The 16,264-nt window shown below is 68.0% G+C and carries 13 protein-coding genes and 1 pseudogene; 6 read left to right on the top strand and 8 right to left on the bottom strand.

Going from position 1 to position 16,264, the window contains the following annotated elements; genetic code table 11:
* Nucleotides 1–44: 44 nt before the first annotated feature.
* Nucleotides 45–1,031: pseudogene (sitA5, locus tag G4D83_RS31585) on the top strand (SitA5 family polymorphic toxin); the annotation flags it as partial.
* A gap of 116 nt (nucleotides 1,032–1,147) precedes the next feature.
* Here the strand turns inward: sitA5 and G4D83_RS31580 are convergent.
* Complete coding sequence (locus tag G4D83_RS31580) at nucleotides 1,148–1,426, bottom strand: helix-turn-helix domain-containing protein (RefSeq protein WP_163868577.1); 279 nt, start codon at nucleotides 1,424–1,426, stop codon at nucleotides 1,148–1,150.
* A 298-nt stretch (nucleotides 1,427–1,724) separates the two neighbouring features.
* On the opposite strand from G4D83_RS31580, the gene G4D83_RS31575 reads away from it, so the two are divergent.
* Both G4D83_RS31575 and mgtE read left to right on the top strand, forming a co-directional pair.
* Nucleotides 1,725–2,786, top strand: a complete 1,062-nt coding sequence (locus G4D83_RS31575; RefSeq protein WP_163868576.1) for a cation diffusion facilitator family transporter — start codon at nucleotides 1,725–1,727, stop codon at nucleotides 2,784–2,786.
* A 164-nt stretch (nucleotides 2,787–2,950) separates the two neighbouring features.
* The gene (gene mgtE, locus G4D83_RS31570; protein WP_163868575.1) at nucleotides 2,951–4,270 is read left to right on the top strand and encodes a magnesium transporter; all 1,320 of its coding nucleotides are present in this window, start codon (nucleotides 2,951–2,953) and stop codon (nucleotides 4,268–4,270) included.
* A gap of 6 nt (nucleotides 4,271–4,276) precedes the next feature.
* On the opposite strand, the gene wzy is transcribed toward mgtE, so the two are convergent.
* A complete protein-coding gene (wzy, locus tag G4D83_RS31565) occupies nucleotides 4,277–5,869 on the bottom strand; it encodes an exopolysaccharide repeat unit polymerase (RefSeq protein WP_240356808.1) in 1,593 nt (530 codons plus the stop codon).
* Nucleotides 5,870–5,923: 54 nt separating this feature from the next.
* Here wzy and epsH point away from each other — a divergent pair, with 54 nt between their 5' ends.
* On the top strand, nucleotides 5,924–7,231 hold the full coding sequence (gene epsH, locus G4D83_RS31560) for an exopolysaccharide biosynthesis glycosyltransferase EpsH (protein WP_163868574.1): 1,308 nt from the start codon (nucleotides 5,924–5,926) through the stop codon (nucleotides 7,229–7,231).
* Here epsH and G4D83_RS31555 read toward each other — a convergent pair.
* The 4 genes from G4D83_RS31555 to G4D83_RS31540 form a co-directional block, all read right to left on the bottom strand.
* The gene (locus tag G4D83_RS31555) at nucleotides 7,134–7,622 is read right to left on the bottom strand and encodes a nucleotidyl transferase AbiEii/AbiGii toxin family protein (protein WP_163868573.1); all 489 of its coding nucleotides are present in this window, start codon (nucleotides 7,620–7,622) and stop codon (nucleotides 7,134–7,136) included. The two genes, epsH and G4D83_RS31555, sit on opposite strands and share 98 nt — an antisense overlap.
* Nucleotides 7,619–8,203 carry a type IV toxin-antitoxin system AbiEi family antitoxin domain-containing protein gene (locus G4D83_RS31550; protein WP_163868572.1) on the bottom strand — a complete coding sequence of 195 codons (585 nt, stop codon included), beginning with the start codon at nucleotides 8,201–8,203 and terminating at the stop codon, nucleotides 7,619–7,621. Before G4D83_RS31550 ends, G4D83_RS31555 begins: the two co-directional genes overlap by 4 nt.
* A gap of 156 nt (nucleotides 8,204–8,359) precedes the next feature.
* Nucleotides 8,360–8,806: a carboxypeptidase-like regulatory domain-containing protein gene (locus tag G4D83_RS31545; protein WP_240356806.1), complete on the bottom strand. Its 447-nt coding sequence runs from the start codon at nucleotides 8,804–8,806 to the stop codon at nucleotides 8,360–8,362.
* A 129-nt stretch (nucleotides 8,807–8,935) separates the two neighbouring features.
* Nucleotides 8,936–9,634 (bottom strand): hypothetical protein, encoded by a 699-nt coding sequence (locus G4D83_RS31540; protein ID WP_163868571.1) that lies wholly within the window; start codon nucleotides 9,632–9,634, stop codon nucleotides 8,936–8,938.
* A gap of 227 nt (nucleotides 9,635–9,861) precedes the next feature.
* On the opposite strand from G4D83_RS31540, the gene G4D83_RS31535 reads away from it, so the two are divergent.
* Complete coding sequence (locus G4D83_RS31535) at nucleotides 9,862–11,556, top strand: DUF4091 domain-containing protein (protein WP_163868570.1); 1,695 nt, start codon at nucleotides 9,862–9,864, stop codon at nucleotides 11,554–11,556.
* Here the strand turns inward: G4D83_RS31535 and G4D83_RS31530 are convergent.
* Nucleotides 11,553–13,826, bottom strand: a complete 2,274-nt coding sequence (locus tag G4D83_RS31530) for a YfbK domain-containing protein (RefSeq protein ID WP_163868569.1) — start codon at nucleotides 13,824–13,826, stop codon at nucleotides 11,553–11,555. The two genes, G4D83_RS31535 and G4D83_RS31530, sit on opposite strands and share 4 nt — an antisense overlap.
* Before the next feature lie 233 nt (nucleotides 13,827–14,059).
* Here G4D83_RS31530 and G4D83_RS31525 point away from each other — a divergent pair, with 233 nt between their 5' ends.
* Nucleotides 14,060–15,451 (top strand): serine hydrolase domain-containing protein, encoded by a 1,392-nt coding sequence (locus G4D83_RS31525; RefSeq protein ID WP_240356797.1) that lies wholly within the window; start codon nucleotides 14,060–14,062, stop codon nucleotides 15,449–15,451.
* Nucleotides 15,452–15,467: 16 nt separating this feature from the next.
* On the opposite strand, the gene G4D83_RS47295 is transcribed toward G4D83_RS31525, so the two are convergent.
* On the bottom strand, nucleotides 15,468–16,214 hold the full coding sequence (locus tag G4D83_RS47295) for a carboxypeptidase-like regulatory domain-containing protein (RefSeq protein ID WP_420826672.1): 747 nt from the start codon (nucleotides 16,212–16,214) through the stop codon (nucleotides 15,468–15,470).
* Between the last annotated feature and the right edge of the window lie 50 nt (nucleotides 16,215–16,264).

Raw genomic sequence — 16,264 nt, 5'->3', positions numbered from 1 at the left:
GTATGACCACTCAGGTGGTTCGGCGCCCGTGCCGGAGGGCTGCGATGGGTCGTGGTAGGGCATGGATGGTGTGTCTGTTGTTGCTCTCGGTGACGGGTTGTTCGACGACCCGGGTGGTCCGTCTGGACACGGGCACGGGTTCGCCCAAGGTCCACACGCCGAGCGAGGACGCGAGTCCCGTGGAGCTGGACGAGGACGAATTCGCGGAAGCGGTGGAGAGGCTCGCGAGGGACGTGAGGCCCTTCGCGCATCCGTTGCGAGAAGCGCGACAGCGCTTCGGCGTTCCCGAGCGGGGCGGCGTGTATCTGTATGAGGGCCGCAGGCTCGTCCCGGTGGGGGACGACGGGGACGGCGCTTCATCGCCCCAGTTGCTGGAGTCGTACTCGGACGAGGTGCTGACGCGGGACTACGGGCGCTGGTGTGAGCGGGAGCACCAGGGGGGCGACTGTCTGCGGCTGTTGGAGGAGGGGCCGCTGTTGGGGAGTGATGGCAGGTATGCGCTCGCGCTGGCCATCGCGATGGCGGGGGTCTGGGAGGAGACGGGCGAGGCGCTGGAGGGCCTGGCCAATCCGCATGCGGTCCGCGCGACGCTGACGGCGTCGGTGGCGATGTACCTGCTCTTGTGGTCCTTGCCGGAGCCGCTGTCGACGGGGATGGCGTCGTTGCTGACGGCGACGGCGATTGCGTACCTGGGCGTGGATACGGTGTGGCGGGTGTTGGATGCGTGGGTGGTGATGGTGCGGCGGGTGGATGCGGCGCGCACGTTCGAGGAACTGAGCGCGGCGGGTGAGGCATACGGGGAGGTGCTGGGAGAGAACGCGGCGCGAGTCTTCGTGATGCTGGCGACCGCGGCGGTGGGGAGGACGGCGGGGCTGGCGGCGAAGAGCGCGGGGTTGCCGGGCTCGGCTCGGGCCGCGTTGGCTGTCGAGGGACAGGCGGGCTTCGCCTTCACCGCGCTGCGGAGCGTGGAGTCAGTGGCGCTGACGGCGGAGGGCTTCACCGTGGTGCTGGCGCCTGGCACGCGCGGTGGACCTCGGACGCTTCAACCGGCGACTCGGTGATGCGACCTTCGAAGGCAGACCCAAGAAACGTTCGGGTGCTGGTCCCAACGAGCGTTGACTCTCGCCACACCGTGGCGACCTGGACGTCAGTAGGGCGCATCGCGCAGTTGCTTGCTCACATGCAGGCGTTGATTTCCTCGCTCGAGTGCCAGTTGGAGTCCCAGGACGTTGAGCACGTCGACCAGCTTGTCGAGCCGCAGGGTCGACTTGCGACCGCTCTCCACGTCGTAGATGAAAACAGGTCCGCACCCAGCCAGGTCACTCAGCTCGATTTGCGTGAGCCCCAGCCGCTTGCGCTGGGCCCGAACCGAATGGGCGAGCGCATCGAGCCAGGTGTTTTCATCAGGGGGTTCATCCGCTCGCATGGTTTCCAGCGCTCCTGTGGACCCTTCACTCCGCCATGAAATCCATGCGAGCGAATGGTTTCTGGCGATAATGAGCCGGGTTGTCAGGTTCCGCGCTCGTTTTCCATTCGAGTGAATGGATTCGAGTCTTCCTTGGACGGGCCACAAGGCTCCACGGGTGGCTGTGGCTCACTCTGGGGTTTCGCGGCTTCCCAGCCCTCTCGGCTCTATCCCGTACGCGCCTTGACCTCGAGTCCCTCTGTCCGGAGAGCGGATCCGTGCATGGTAGGTTGCGTCCCCCTCCGTCCCGTCAGGAACCATGGCCGCACCCGCTTCGTCCGTCACCGCCGTCCTCGTCGCGTTGAGCGGAAACCTGCTCGTCACCATCGTGAAGTTCGCCGCCTTCCTGCTGTCCGGCTCGGGGGCGATGTTGTCGGAGGCCATCCACTCGGCCGCTGACACCGGCAACCAGGTGCTGCTGTTCCTGGGCCTCAAGCGCGCCGCGAAAGAGCGCGACCAGGACTTCCACTACGGCTACGGCGGAGAGCGCTTCATCTTCGGCATCCTCTCCGCGTCCGGCATCTTCTTCGTCGGCTGCGGCGTCACCGTCTACCACGGCCTCCAGTCCCTCCTTCACCCGCACCCGGCGGAGCTGGGCCCCGTCGTCTTCGGGGTGCTCGGCCTGTCGTTCCTCATCGAGGGCGGAGTGCTCCTCTTCGCCGTGCGCGGCATGCGGAAGGCCGCCGCCGGAATGCCCTTCGGGCGCTACGTGCGAGAGAAGGCCGACCCCGCCGCCGTGGCCATCCTCCTGGAGGACGGCGCCGCGGTGCTCGGCCTGGTGCTGGCCACCGGCGGCATCGGGCTCGCGTACCTCACGGGCAATCCCATCTGGGACGCGCTGGCCTCGCTCACCGTGGGCATCCTGCTGGGCCTCATCGCCGTGTACCTCATGGTGGAGAACCGCTCGCTGCTCTTGGGGCGCGCGGTGCCGGAGGACGTCGAGCGCCGCTTCGTGGAGGTCGTCCGGGCGCGCGGCAGCGTCGCGGACATCCATGACGTGAAGACGCGCCAGCTCACCCCGGAGACCTTCACCTTCAAGGCGGAGGTGCGCTTCAGCGAGGCCTTCGTCGCCACGCGGCTGGCCGAGGCCATTCCCTCCAACATGCCCATCGCCGGAGAGCAGCGCTCCCTGTCGCTCCAGGGCGTCGCCGCACACCTGATTCGCGCGCTCAGCGAGGAGGTCGATGCCATCGAGGCCGACATCCGTCAGGCCATCCCCGAGGCGAAGCACATCGACCTGGAGCTGGAGCACCTCGTCGCCGCTCCCAGCGCGGCCACGGCCCAGCCCGCGCCCGGCGTGGTGGCCGCCCGAGGGACCTGAGGCACACCGACGTCACGCGGACACCGCCCGTGCGCGGAGGCTCACAATCGGGCGCGCGGATGTCCGCCATCCAGCGTTTGAGGTGTCCCCACCTCGGGTGCCGTGCTTGAACGTGTCCCTGATGCGAGGCCGGTTTCCGGCGCACGCGAGCAGGGAGGCGAGCCGTGGCCCCCGAGTCGGACCCCATCCACGAGGACGAGCTGCGCGACGCGTGGCCCGTGCTCGCGCCCCGGGACAGGGTGGAGGGCTTCCGGCTCCTGCCCCCGTCGAGCGCTGACGACTTCTTCCTCTCGCTCTCCACCCATGACCAGGCCGGGCTCCTCCAGGCCCTCCCCCCGGGCGAGCGGCGCCAGTGGATGCGCGTGCTGCCTCCGGACGACGCCGCGGACGTCATCCAGCGCCTCCCCACCGAGGAGCACGGGGCCTTCCTCGCCCTGCTGGACGACACCTCCCGCCGCGAGGTGCTGGTGCTCCTCGCCTACTCCGAGGACGCCGCCGGTGGCTTGATGAACCCGCGCTTCGTGCGCGTGCGGCCGGAGCTGGACGTCGACGAGGCGCTCGGCTACCTGCGCCGACAGGCCCGCGAACAGGTGGAGACCATCTACTCCGCCTACGTCCTGGACTCCGCGCAGCACCTCTTGGGCGTGGTCTCCCTGCGCCAGCTCTTCCAGGCCGCGCCCGGCAAGGCGGTGCGCGACATCATGCGGACCGACCTCGTCACCGTGAGGGAGGAGGCCCACCAGGAGGGCTTGAGCCACCTGTTCGCGGAGCACGGCCTGTCGGCCATTCCCGTGGTGGACGCGCAGGGGCGGATGAAGGGCATCGTCACCGTGGACGACATCGTCAGCGTCGTCCAGGAGGAGGCCACCGAGGACATCCAGAAGGTCGGCGGCATGGAGGCGCTCGACGCGCCCTACTTCGAGGTGGGCTTCTTCGCCATGGTGCGAAAGCGCGCCGGCTGGCTGCTGGTGCTCTTCGTGTCGGAGATGCTCACCGCCACCGCCATGTCCAAGTACCAGGACGAAATCGCGCGCGCCGTGGTGCTCAGTCTCTTCGTGCCGCTCATCATCTCCTCGGGCGGCAACTCGGGCAGTCAGGCCACCACGCTCATCATCCGCTCACTCGCGCTGACGGAGGTGCGGCTGCGCGACTGGTGGCGCGTGCTGCGGCGGGAGCTCTTGTCCGGCATGGTGCTGGGCGCGGTGCTCGGCACGGTGGGCTTCATGCGAATCACCCTCTGGCAGCACCTGTTCCACAGCTACGGCGAGCACGCCGGGCGAGTGGCGGTGACGGTGGGCCTGTCCGTGCTGGGCGTGGTGACGTGGGGGACGCTGTCCGGGGCGATGCTGCCGTTCATCCTGCGTCGGCTCGGCTTCGACCCGGCGAGCGCCTCCGCGCCCTTCGTCGCCACGCTGGTGGACGTCAGCGGTCTGGTCATCTACTTCACCACCGCGGAGCTCATCCTGCGCGGCACGCTGCTGTAGCGGCCGTCAGCTCCGCTTCGCCAGCGCGGGCGCCGCCGCGTCGTCCGGGTTCTCGTAGACGATGACGCCCGGAGGCGGCTCGGGGCGGGCGGGCGTGGAGGGCAACAGCGCGCTGCTCGGCATGGGCCACGCGCCGGTGGCCACGGCGAGCTTCCCTGACGTCACCACGCATATCGAGGTGAGGAACGTGCAGATGTACGAGATGATGCCCATGTCTCCGAACACCTGATTGATGTAGCAGACGATGGCGCCGACGATGACCATGGCGGCGGTGCGGTGCTCGGCGACGTTCGAGCGATGGTAGGAGCGCACCGCGAGGTAGATGGTCACCACCAGGTACATCCACACGCCCGTGTAGCCGACCATTCCCCCGAAGGCGAACAACCCCAACAGGGAGTTGTGCGGGTGGTAGCGGTACTGCGGAAACACGAAGGCGATGTTGGGCAGCGGAATCGGCTCCAGGAACTCATGGCCGTAGCCGGTGCCGAGCAGCGGGAACTGGGTCCACGTCGCGATGACGTCCAGGTTCTCGATATCGCGATAGTCCAGGTTGCCTTCGCCGCCCTCGCCGTCGATGAGCGAGCGGACCTTGTGCACGGGCGCGAAGGCGCCGCCGCGCGCGTTCCACCCCACCGCGAAGTAGACGAGAATCAGTGGGGCCAGCAGCACCATGCCGCGCGTGAAGGTGCGCTTGATTGCGGGCCACGGGGTGATGAGGTAGCCGGCCATCAGGCAGCCCACGAAGCTGACGTAGGCGAGCCGCCGGTCGTTGTACATCATGCCCATGAAGATGAGGAACATGAGGAGCAGCCCGCGCAGCGCGTGAGCGCCCTTGGGCTTCTCCAGGAAGCGCATCGTCGCCACCAAGAGGGCGAAGTTGAACGTCATCGAGTCCGAGTGACACGTGGTGTACTCGACGAAGACGCCCATGGAGGGCACGACGATGGCGCCGAAGTAGACGCTGATGGCGGCCTTGGTCAGCCCCGCGGCGATGACGGCGCGCGCGAAGATGGGCCAGTCCTCCGGCCCGCGCATCGCGTAGTGATACATGGCGACGATGAACGGCATCATCGCGGCCTGGTGCCACTGCCACAGCGAGTTCTTGAAGTCCCCGCCGCGCATCACCCCGCGCACCTCCATGAAGAGGATGGCGATGAGGGACAGCGTCACCACGGCGATGAGCGGCCGGGGCATGGGCAGCGCGGGCGGGTCGATTTTCGACTTCGTCACCCGCCGGTACATGGCCAGCAGCAGCAGGCCGACGATGAGCACGTCCACCAAAGGGAAGCGCAGGGCGCCAATCTTGGTGATGTAGCTGAGCTGGGCGAAGAGCAGCTCACCCAGGGGGTGGAGCGGTGAGGGCCAGAAGCCGGACTGGGGGCGCTCGGGGACGTAGTCCACGGCGAGGACCAGGTAGGTGACGATGAGGACCGGGTAGCGGACCGGAACCTTGACGATGAGCCACAGGATGCCGACCAGCAGGGCTGGGGCCAAAGCGACCACAGGGTGGAGGAGGGCCCCTCCCACGGTGGCGAGCACCAGGAAGCCAAGCAGCGCCACGAAGCGCGGGTAGGAGGGGCGGTCCGGGGCGTACGTCACGACGCGTTGGAGGCTACATCTGGCGGGCCGGTTGGGATAGATGAAGCCTCACGTATGCCTGCTCCCAGACCACGCGTCCTTCTGATTGCCGAGCTGTGCAACCCCGACTGGGTGAGTGTCCCGCTGGAAGGCTGGTCGCTCTACCGCGCGCTGGCCGAGGTGGCGGACGTGCACCTCGTCACGCACGTGCGCAACCGGGAGAACATCCTGAAGCAGGGGGTGCAGGAGGGCTCTGGGTTCACCGCGCTGGACTCGACGCCGGTGGAGAAGCCGCTCGACAAGGTGGGACAGCTCCTGCGGGGCACGGCGGGGGTGGGCTGGACGACGGCGACGGCGTTGAGCGTGCTGCCGTACTACTACTTCGAGGAGGTGCTGTGGCAGCGCTTCGGCGCGCGCATCAAGGCGAAGGAGTTCGACCTGGTGCACCGCTACACGCCCATCAGCCCCACGACGCCGAGCACCTTGGCGCGGCGTTGCAAGGCGGCGGGGGTGCCCTTTGTCATGGGTCCGCTCAACGGTGGGTTGCCGTGGCCCAAGGGATTTGGTGGGGCGCGCCGGCGGGAGAAGGAGTGGCTGAGCTACGTGCGGGATGCGTACAAGCTGATGCCCTTCTACAAGTCCACGCGGGAGAACGCGGCGGCCATCATCACCGGCTCGCGGGCGACGCGGGGGCAGGTGGCGGGCACGTGGCAGGACAAGACGGTGTACGTGCCGGAGAACGCCATCGACCCGAAGCGCTTCGGCACGTCGAAGTCGGAGGGGAAGGTGGAGCTGCCCCTGAGGGTGGCGTTCGTGGGGCGCTTCGTGCCGTACAAGGGCATGGCCATGCTGATGGAGGCGGCGGCGCCGCTCATCCGTGAGGGCAAGGTGGTGCTGGAGTACATCGGCGACGGGCAGGAGATGCCGAACCTCAAGGCGCAGGCGGCGCGGGAGGGCATCGAGTCCGGGGTGACGTTCGCCGGGTGGGTGAAGCACCAGGAGCTGCAGGGGCGGCTGTCGAAGAACCACGTGTTCGGCTTCCCGAGCGTGCGTGAGTTCGGTGGCGCGGTGGTGTGCGAGGCGATGGCGCTGGGGTTGGTGCCCATCGTCATGGACTACGGCGGCCCGGGGGAGATTGTGAGTCCGGCCACGGGGTTCGCGGTGCCCATCGGGACGCCGGAGGAAATCGTGGCGAGGGTGCGCGAGGTGCTGACGAAGCTGGTGGCGGACCCGTCCGTCATCCGCCCCATGGGTGAGCGGGCGCGGGAGCGCATCTTCAAGTACTTCACCTGGAAGGCGAAGGCGGAGCAGGTGGTGGAGGTGTACCGCTGGGTGATGGGTGAGCGCGAGAAGCCGGACTGGGGCATGCCGCTGGCGGACTGATGCGGGCGCGGAAGCGTTGTCCGTCATATCGCAGGCCCTCGGTCTGGATTTCGGGATGATGGGTGTCGAGCCGAAGCTCGAAGCGCATGAAGTCGCCGAGGTCGAGCTGCCCTGCTTGCTGGAGGCGTGAGAGCAGGTCTCTGGGGCTTCCCGTGAGGCGCAAGTCCACGTCGCGCGTCGTGCGTGCCTGTTCGAGCCGCAGCTCCAGTACCAGTCCTCCCTTCAGTGTGACGGCATCTCCGAAGGCCTGAGCGGCGCGTGCGAGGAAGCGATGGAAGACAAGGAGCTGGCGCCGACGGCTGAAGTCGTCCCCATGTTTCGAGGCCTTCCTCAGTCGTTGCTCGAGAGCATTCTTGAAGGCGCCGCCCGTGAGGTAGCGGCGGGTGTTCATCTCTTCCGGTGTCCAGTCGGTGAAGTGGCGTCCTGGATTCGCGCGACGTCGGACTTGCGGATGAGCCCCCGGTCGAGGGCCTGGGAGATGGCTTGATGCAGCAGCTCCGGAGAAAGCTGCGCGCGGGCGCAGTCCTGCAACGTACGGAGCGGCGAGGTCACTGGAATCGCGGCGGGCCGGGAGCGCTCGGCCGTGGCGACATCGGCGTGGTGGAGCACGACGCCTGGAGGAACTCGGAAGCGGCGGTGCTTCCAGTCCGCGGGCAAGGTCAGGTGGATTTTATTGGGTAGCACGTCGGAGAGGTGATGCAGGGAGAGTGCCGTCTCGTGAGAGAAGACGCCCTGCTGCTCCGACCAGAGCCAGACAGTGACGAGCCCTTCGTCCTGGGCGAGCGGGTAGTGCACCAGCCGGTACGCCCCTCTCCGGATTCGGACGACCTTGCCGATGTGCACGTAGTGCACGAGGAGCTGCGGCGAATAGCCCGACTCCGCCGCCTGCTTCGTCGTGAACAGGCCCGCCTGTCCCAGGGCGAAGTCGAAGAGCCGATTCCAGTCCGGCGTCTGGGCGCGCTTGCGGGCCATGCACGAAACTAAAACCTGATTTGAGTTTCGTGCAAGGTCAGTCGAGAGGTCGCACAAAACTAAAATGCCGTTTGAGTTTCGTGCTGAGTCTCTCGGCTCTCCGCACGAAACTAAAATGTCCTTTGAGTTTCGTGCGGAACGGGCCTGGGCCTCGGGTCACTTCCGGGTCTGCTTCACGATGGCCGGGTCCGGGGGCGGCGGGGGCGGTGGCAGCTCGAGCAGCTCCACCTTGACGCGCACGGTGCGGTTGGCGCGCAGCAGGATGTCCGAGCGGGAGTAGGTGTTGAAGTCCGGGTGCTCGAACCGCAGCGTGTACGTGCCCGCGGGCAGCATGGGCAGGCGATAACGTCCCTGCTCGTCCGTCACCGCCCCGCGCTCACCGCTGAAGCTCGGCGACGTCGCGATGACCGCCACGTCGGGGACGGGCTCGCCGCTCTTCACACCGATGACAGTTCCCATGAACACCCCAGGTGGCGCTCGCTCGGGGCTCTCCGCCCTCGACAACACCGGCACGGCGACCAACATCACCAACATGCACAAGAGATAGGGCGCGATGAGCTTCATCATGGAAACCTCGGTCAGGCTCGCGAGTGAGGTGTCCATGTTCCCGACCTCGCCCTCCCCGAGCCTCACGCCCGGCTCGTCACCGCATCACGGTTTCCGCATGGCGCCCGCGGGTCGCGACGCCTCCCGCTCGGAGCATGGTGCTCCTGAGGGACAGAGCGTGTCGCTTCAGCGCTTCGTGATGCTCGACATCGACGTCCGCGACGCGTGCTCCTCCACGAGGCCAAGGAGGAGCTGCTCGGGCGTCCCAGGCGCCAGCTCCGCCAATGACTGAAAGCCGCGAGGCTGACCCTCGAAGGCCAGCGCCCGATGCATCGCGCTCCGGCTCCAGGTGGACGCATCGGACTCCGGACCCCGCATCACCTCCGACGCCGGCACTCGCGACACCCACGACGTGCGCAGGCTGATGAGCGGTGCGTTGCGCAAGCTCATGACGTCGACGTACTCCGGGACGTCGTTGATCCGCTCCTCCGTCACTGGCCCCATGCGGATGGGCATCTCCGCGCCCACCATCGCGATGCGACGGAGGAACTCCCGGTCCACCTGGACTCCCGTCGTCATGGAACCCACGTCGACCGTCGGCCCGAGGCTCCTCACCTCCCGCGCTTCGAGGTGCCCGGCATCGAGCGTCTCGACGGGCCCGGTGGCTCGCGCCGCATCGAGCTCCACCACGGGACGGCTCGGGCTCCTCGTCACCGCGGGCCGGGTGCTCGCTTCACCCGCCCGTGTTCCCTCGTCGACGAACAGCGTCACGTCGGTGACGGGGCCCTGACTTCGCTCGACGGGGACGTCCTCGGCTTGAGCCCAGGCAGCCGGCGCCAGCATCCACACGAGTCCACACAGCACTCCACGAAGGACGGACTTCACGTGGTCAACCTCGAAGCATCGAGAGGACACCAGCAGCCGGAAGCTCCCAGCGATGATCTCCCCACGAGCCCACCGGCTTCATCATGGTTCCGTCATGGTTGCTGACGCGGCGTGGTGGATCCACGCCAGGAAGGCCCGACCCTCGCTGCTGACGCACCGTGCGAAAGCCGACCTTCCGTTCGACCTGGGTCCAACCCGGTGACGGGGACTCACTAGCCTCCCGTCCCATGCGCTTGCCCATCCTGGCGTCCATCCTGTCGCTGCTGTGGTCCAGTGTCTCCGCCGCCCATCCCCGCCCCGGCCCGGTCTGGGCCGAGAGCGCCATGGTGAAGATACGGCCCCAGACGCCACCTCGGGTCGAACGCGAGGTCGAACTGGTCGGCGCCCGGAACGAATACCTCTCCTTCCAGGTGGGCCTGCACGGCGGCGCCTCGGGCCTCAAGGGCGTCCGCGTCCGGCTGCCTGCCCTGTGGAACGGCCCGCGCCGCATCGACGGAGCGAACATCCTCCTCTACCGCGAGGCCCTCCTGGACATCACCCGGCCCACCCCGCCCGACGAGCCGGGGCGCTGGCCGGACGGGCTGATTCCCGACGTGGACGAGGTCGTCGGTGAGCAGCGCTCGGCCTTCCCGTTCGACGTCCCCGCCCAGGAGTCCCGAGCCGTCTGGGTGGATGTGCGCGTGCCCGAGAACGCACGCCCCGGGCACTACCTCGGCCTCGTCGAGGTGACGGGCCACGGCTTCCGCGAGTCCCTGAAGGTCCGAGTCACCGTGGTGGATGCCACCCTGGCCAGCACGTCCCCCCTGCGCACGGCCTTCCTCCTGTGGCCGCCCCACGTCTGCCGCGCCTTCACCGGCAACCCGAGCTGCCCCGTGGACACGCAGGTGCACTTGCTCAAGCAGTTCCACCGGCTCGCGCTGTCCCACCGGTTCACCCTGGCGAGCGCGTTCCCCCGCCTCCCCGAGCAGCCCACGTGGGACCTGCCGGACTACGACACCTTCGACGCGCGCTGGGGCCCGTTCCTCGATGGCTCGGCGCCCAACCCGCTGCCCGGTGCGCGCATGACGAGCCTCCAGTACCTCGGGCCCGCCACCGCGCCGGACCTCGCGGACTTCCAGGACGAAGCCCGCGCCCGAGGCTGGCTGCGCCGCTCCTTTGATTACGTGGGCGACGAGCCGCCCTATGGAACGACGTGGGAGGCCGTCGCGGAGCGGGCCCGACTCGCGCGCTCAGCGGCGCCGGACCTGCGCACGTTCCTCACCGCCACCGTGACGGAGACGGAGTCACACGGGCTCATCGAGGACATCGACATCCTCAGCGTCCTGGTGAACTTCATCGACGGGACTCAGCCCCCGTACGAGGGCAACCAGCGGCCGAAGTACGACGCCTTCCTGGCCCGGCCGAACCGCGAGCTGTGGCTGTACCAGAGTTGCATGAGCCACGGATGTGTGGAGGGCGAGCCGCCGCCCCCGGAGAACCAGCCGGGGCACGGTTGGCCCTCGTACATGGTGGACCGCTCGGCGGCGAAGGCGCGGGGCATGCAGTGGCTGACCTTCCGCATGGGAGCCACCGGCGAGCTGTACTACCAGACGGTGGGACTGCTCTCGACGGCATGGACCACGCAGTTCCGCTTCAACGGCAATGGGGACGGCACGCTCTTCTATCCAGGGCTGACGTCCATCATCGGAGGCACCACGGACGTGCCGCTGCCCTCCATCCGGCTGAAGCTCATCCGCCAGGGACTCCAGGACTCCGAGTGGCTGAAGCGGGTGAGTGACGCGGGAGACCCCACGTTCGCGAGGCAGGTCGCCGAGCAGCTCATCCCCCACGCGTGGGCCATCCCCGACGACGGGGCGCTGTTCGAGCGCGCCCGTCTCAAGCTCATCCGCCGCTACCTGGAGTTGCGCGCACGGGAGCGTTAGAGCACCGAGGGTGCCTGGTCGTAGTCCATGCTCTTCAAGGGGGCGAGTGACTCGAAGCGGTCCTCTCGCTGGTCCAGCGCGGAGGCCTTGCGGATGAGGTCACCCAGCTCGCTCACGTCCTGTCGCTCCCTCAGGGCCACGCCCTGCCACAGCTCCAGCAGCGCGTCGTACGTCAGCGGACGCGTCCAGTAGGAGCCTCGGAGCTTCTCCGCGAAGGCCGCGGCCACATAGGCCAGTCGCGTCGTCGACTCGGCCTTGGCGAAGGAGGGCCGCAGCGCGGTGACGGGCAGCTTCGTCTCCAGCTCCTTCGAGTCCCCACCCTCCGGCGCCTTGTAGCGGATGCGCAGCGTGCCCAGGTTCGACGCGCCCTCGCGCAACTTCACCTCATAGAGCGCGGTGACGGAGTGGCCCGCGCCCACTTCACCCGCGTCCACGCGGTCATCGCGGAACGCCTGCTTCGTGAGCATCCGGTTCTCGTAGCCGAGCAGTCGGTAGAGGGACACGTCCTTCGGGTCGAACTCCACCTGGAGTTTCACGTCCTTGGCCACCACCTGGAGCGTGCCGGTGAGGTTCTGCACGAAGATGCGGTGCGCCTCCTTCAGGCCATCCACGTAGGCGTAGTTGCCTTCGCCGACGTGGGACAGGCGCTCCATCAGCGCGTCGTTGTAGTTGCCCATGCCGAAGCCCACGGTGGACAGGGTGATGCCCTGGGCGGCGAAGTCCTTCACCTTCGCCCAGATGCCGTCAGCGTCGGAGACTCCGACGTTGGCCACGCCGTCCGAGCAGAGGATGACGCGGTTGATGCCTCCCTTCAGCCGGTGCTCGGAGGCGATTCGGTAGCCCAGCTCCAGGCCCTCCTGGGCGTTGGTGGCGCCCTCGATGTAGAGCCCGTCGATGGCCGTGAGCAGTCGGGCCTGTTGGGTCGCGCTCGTGGGCGCGAGCACCTGACGAGCCTGGGAGCCGTAGACGACGATGGACACGAAGTCCCGCTCATCCAGTTCCTCCACCAGCAGCCTCAGCGCGCGCTTCACCAGCCCGAGCCGGTTCTCCATGCCCATCGAGCCGGAGACGTCGATGACGAAGACGAGGTGGCTCGGCTTGCGCTGTGCGTCGCTGACCTCGCGCGCCTTCACGCCGATGCGCACCACCTGGTAGCCCTTGCGCACGGGGGAGGGAAAGCCCTCCACATGGATGCCGAACGGCGCGTCCTTCGCGTCCGCGTAGTCGTAGTCGAAGGTGTTGACGAACTCCTCCACGCGCACGCCCTGCTCGTCCGGCAACGCCTGTCGCTCCATATACGCGCGAGTCAGCGTGTACGAGGCCGTGTCCGTGTCCACGGAGAAGGTGGAGAAGCGCTCCTCTTCCGTGTTCACCGTGGGGTTCACCCCGTGGCCCTTGAAGTACATGTCGAAGAACCGGGCGCCGTTCGGCGGGACGAGGGGCGCGGGGGCTTCGGGCTCGGGGCTCGCTGGAACGGGAAGGGCGACGGACGTGGTCGCCGGAGGCGTGGGAACGGAAGCGGGACTGACGGGCGTGGCCGTCGGATGCGTGGGAACGGAGGCAGGCGTGGCCGCTGGAAGTGCGGGGACAGAGGCATGGTTGACGGGCGTGGCTGGCGGTGGGCCATTGACGCCGTAGGCGCGGCGGGACTCGACGAGGCCGGCGGGACCGATGCCGTAGCTCGTGTTCGGGATGTTGGGAGAGATGGGGCCGGGATTGGCGACCGGGACTCCGTACTCTTCGTTGTTGCTCGCGCCCGCGAGGGAATCATAGGAGCGAGCGGGGCCACCCCGTGCTCCGGGTCGAGCGGCGGCGATGCGTGCGATGAACGCCGCGTCCACGTTGATGCCCGTCATCGTGCTGCTCACGTCGATGATTTGCCGCGTGCTGGGAGGCGTCGTGCTGACGACCACCACGCCTTCGCCGCGAGAGTCCTCGGGGAGCAGACTCGCGTCGGCGCGCTGGACTCGTCCTGCCTTGACGCGAACCTGGTGGCGGACGCCGGGATGGAACCGCTTGCCCGAGAAGCGCAGCGTGTAGATGCCCGGAGGGAGCGTGGTCAGCCGGTAGCTGCCCCAGGTGTCGGTCACCGCCACCCAGGAGCCCGGCTGCTGAGGCGAGGTCGCGGTCACCTCCACGTCGACGATGGGCTTGTGGCTCCGTGAATCGATGACCGTGCCGATGAGGGTGCCAGTGGCCACCTGCGCCGCCGCGGGCAGGGCGAACAGCAGCAACAGGCCACACAGCACACCGCGATTGAAGAGCTTCATGACGTCAACCTCGGTGCTTCGAGAGGCGGCCATCGTCCGAGAACCGCGCCAGGCGAATCGCACGCGCGCCTCGTGGCTTCATCATCGTTGGGTCATGGGTCATTCCGAACAACCCTCACGCGGCAAGGACCTGTCCGGGTGTCCGCATCGAGGCTTCACGGGTGATGCCGTGGATGCTCTGTTGCGGCGTCCTTTCGGTGACGGGAGCTCTCATGCGGAGTCGTCTACGGTCCTTGTCGGCGTTCGTCGTCTTCCTCTGTGGCCTGCTCACAGCGGGGCCCGCGGTGGCCCAGGGCTCGCTGCGTGAGCGCATCGACGCGTTCGTCCGGGCGGAGCAGAAGCGGCAGGGCGTGGTGGGGCTCGCGGTGGGCGTGGTGCAGCATGGGCGCGTCGTGCTGGCGAAGGGCTATGGCTCCGCGAACCTGGAGCACCGCGTCCTCGTGGGCCCGGACACGCTCTTCCAGTCGGGCTCCGTGGGGAAGATGTTCACCGCGATGGCGGTGATGGCCCAGGTGGAGGCGGGCAAGATTTCGCTGTCGGACCCCATCACGAAGTACTTCCCGGATGCTCCCGCCACGTGGGCGCCCATCACCGTGCGCCACCTGCTGAATCACACCTCCGGCATCCAGGACCTGGAGGGCCAGATTGACGAACGGAAGGACTACACGGACGAGGAGTTCGCCCGGTTCATCTACGCGCTACCCCTCGACTTCCCGGCCGGTGTGCGGTGGAGCTACAGCAACTCCGGCTATGTCCTCCTGGGCATCCTGGTGAATCGCGTCGCGGGGAAGCCCTACGTCGATGTCCTCGGAGAGAAGGTCTTCAAGCCCGCGGGCATGAAGACGGCGCGCGGCATCAGCGAGGACGACGTCATCCCCAATCGCTCCTCCGGCTATCGCCTGGTGGGCGGTGAGCCGAAGCACCAGACCTGGGTCTCCCAGTCCCTCAACACCACCGGAGATGGGGCGCTCTATTTCACGGTGAAGGACCTGATTGCGTGGGACGCCGCCGTGCAGCAACGCGCTCTGCTGAGCGAGGAGAGCTGGCGCGAAATCCTGTCGCCCGCTCGGCTCAACAGCGGCGCCACCCAGCCGTATGGTTTTGGTTGGCAGTTGCTGGAGCGCAACGGGAAGCCCCTGCAACAGCATGGCGGTGCCTGGCAGGGCTTCCGTGCCATCTACTCCCGCTTCCTCGGGGACTCGCTGTCCATCATCGTGCTGGCCAATACGGACCGGGCCAGTCCCGCGAGATTCGCGGAGGGCATCGCCGCCCTCGTCAACCCGGCGCTCGCCGTGCCGAAGCTCGCGCCCATCGAGGACGGTGAGCCTCAAGTCACCGCCCAGCTCACGACGTTGCTCGAGGAGGTGCGGGCGGGGACGGTGGACCGCGCCCGCTTCGCGTATGCCCCGAAGTGGCTCGTGGACCAGGCGCTGCCGCACTTCAAGGAGCTGCTCGAGCGCCTGGGGCCCGCGGGGCCGCTGGTGCTGGCTCAGCGCGAGGTGGTGGGGGATGACCGCGTCTACACGTATCTGGTGCGCTTCGGCGCCGACACCCATGTCTTCTCGGTGTCGCTCATCCCTGACGGCCGCGTGTCGCTCCTCCGTGTGAGCGACAAGCCGAACTAGCGAGGCCTCAAGAACTTCACCGGAGCGAACGAGTCGAAGCGGTCCTGGCGCAAGTCACGTGAGGCCGCTTCACGGTGGAGGCCACCCGGCTCACGGAGGTCTTCGGAAGCGCGGGGCGAAGGAAGCGCGCGCGACTCTGTAGAGGGCCGCGCCGGGGGTTTCTGGAGGCCTCTTCCGAGGGGATGGGATGGAGCCGCAGCGTCATCGACATGCCGGGCATCGCGGGAGAGAAGTTGTACTGGGGTGGTGCGCGCTTGACGGAGGGCTCCTTCGTCACGGTCTTCTCTTCCCTCGGAGCAGAGCGCGTCGCATCGTCCTCCCTGGGTGGGCGGATGGCGATGCGCTTGATGAACTCCTGGTCCACGTTGACGCCCGCGGCCATGCAGGCCTCGCATGAGGCGGCGGCAGGTGGCGGCATCACTTCACCGAGAGACGCGGGGCGCAGCTCGACGTTGACGCGGATGGTGCGGTTCAGCCGAAGCTGTACGTCGGTCCGCACGTAGGGCCTGAACGGCTCCTTCTCGAAGCGAAGGGTGTACACGCCGGGAGGAAGCTGGGGGATGCGGTATTCGCCCTGGGCGTTGGTGACCACCGTCCGCTCGCCCTGGAGATTGGGCGACGTCAAGGTGATGACCACTTCGGGCACCGGCACCCAGGCCTGCGCGTCGATGACCGTGCCCAGGATGGTGCCGCCCTGGGCCAGCGCCTGGGACGTGAGCAGCGCCAGCAGGCCACACAGCAGCCGAGGAATCACAGCGTTCACGAGGCCCACCTCTGTGTTTCGAGAGGTGGCCATCATCCAGAGGACCCCCG

Origin of the sequence: Myxococcus eversor, from assembly GCF_010894455.1 — a bacterium.
Taxonomy (GTDB): domain Bacteria; phylum Myxococcota; class Myxococcia; order Myxococcales; family Myxococcaceae; genus Myxococcus; species Myxococcus eversor.
This window is presented reverse-complemented; position numbering and strand designations above follow the sequence as displayed.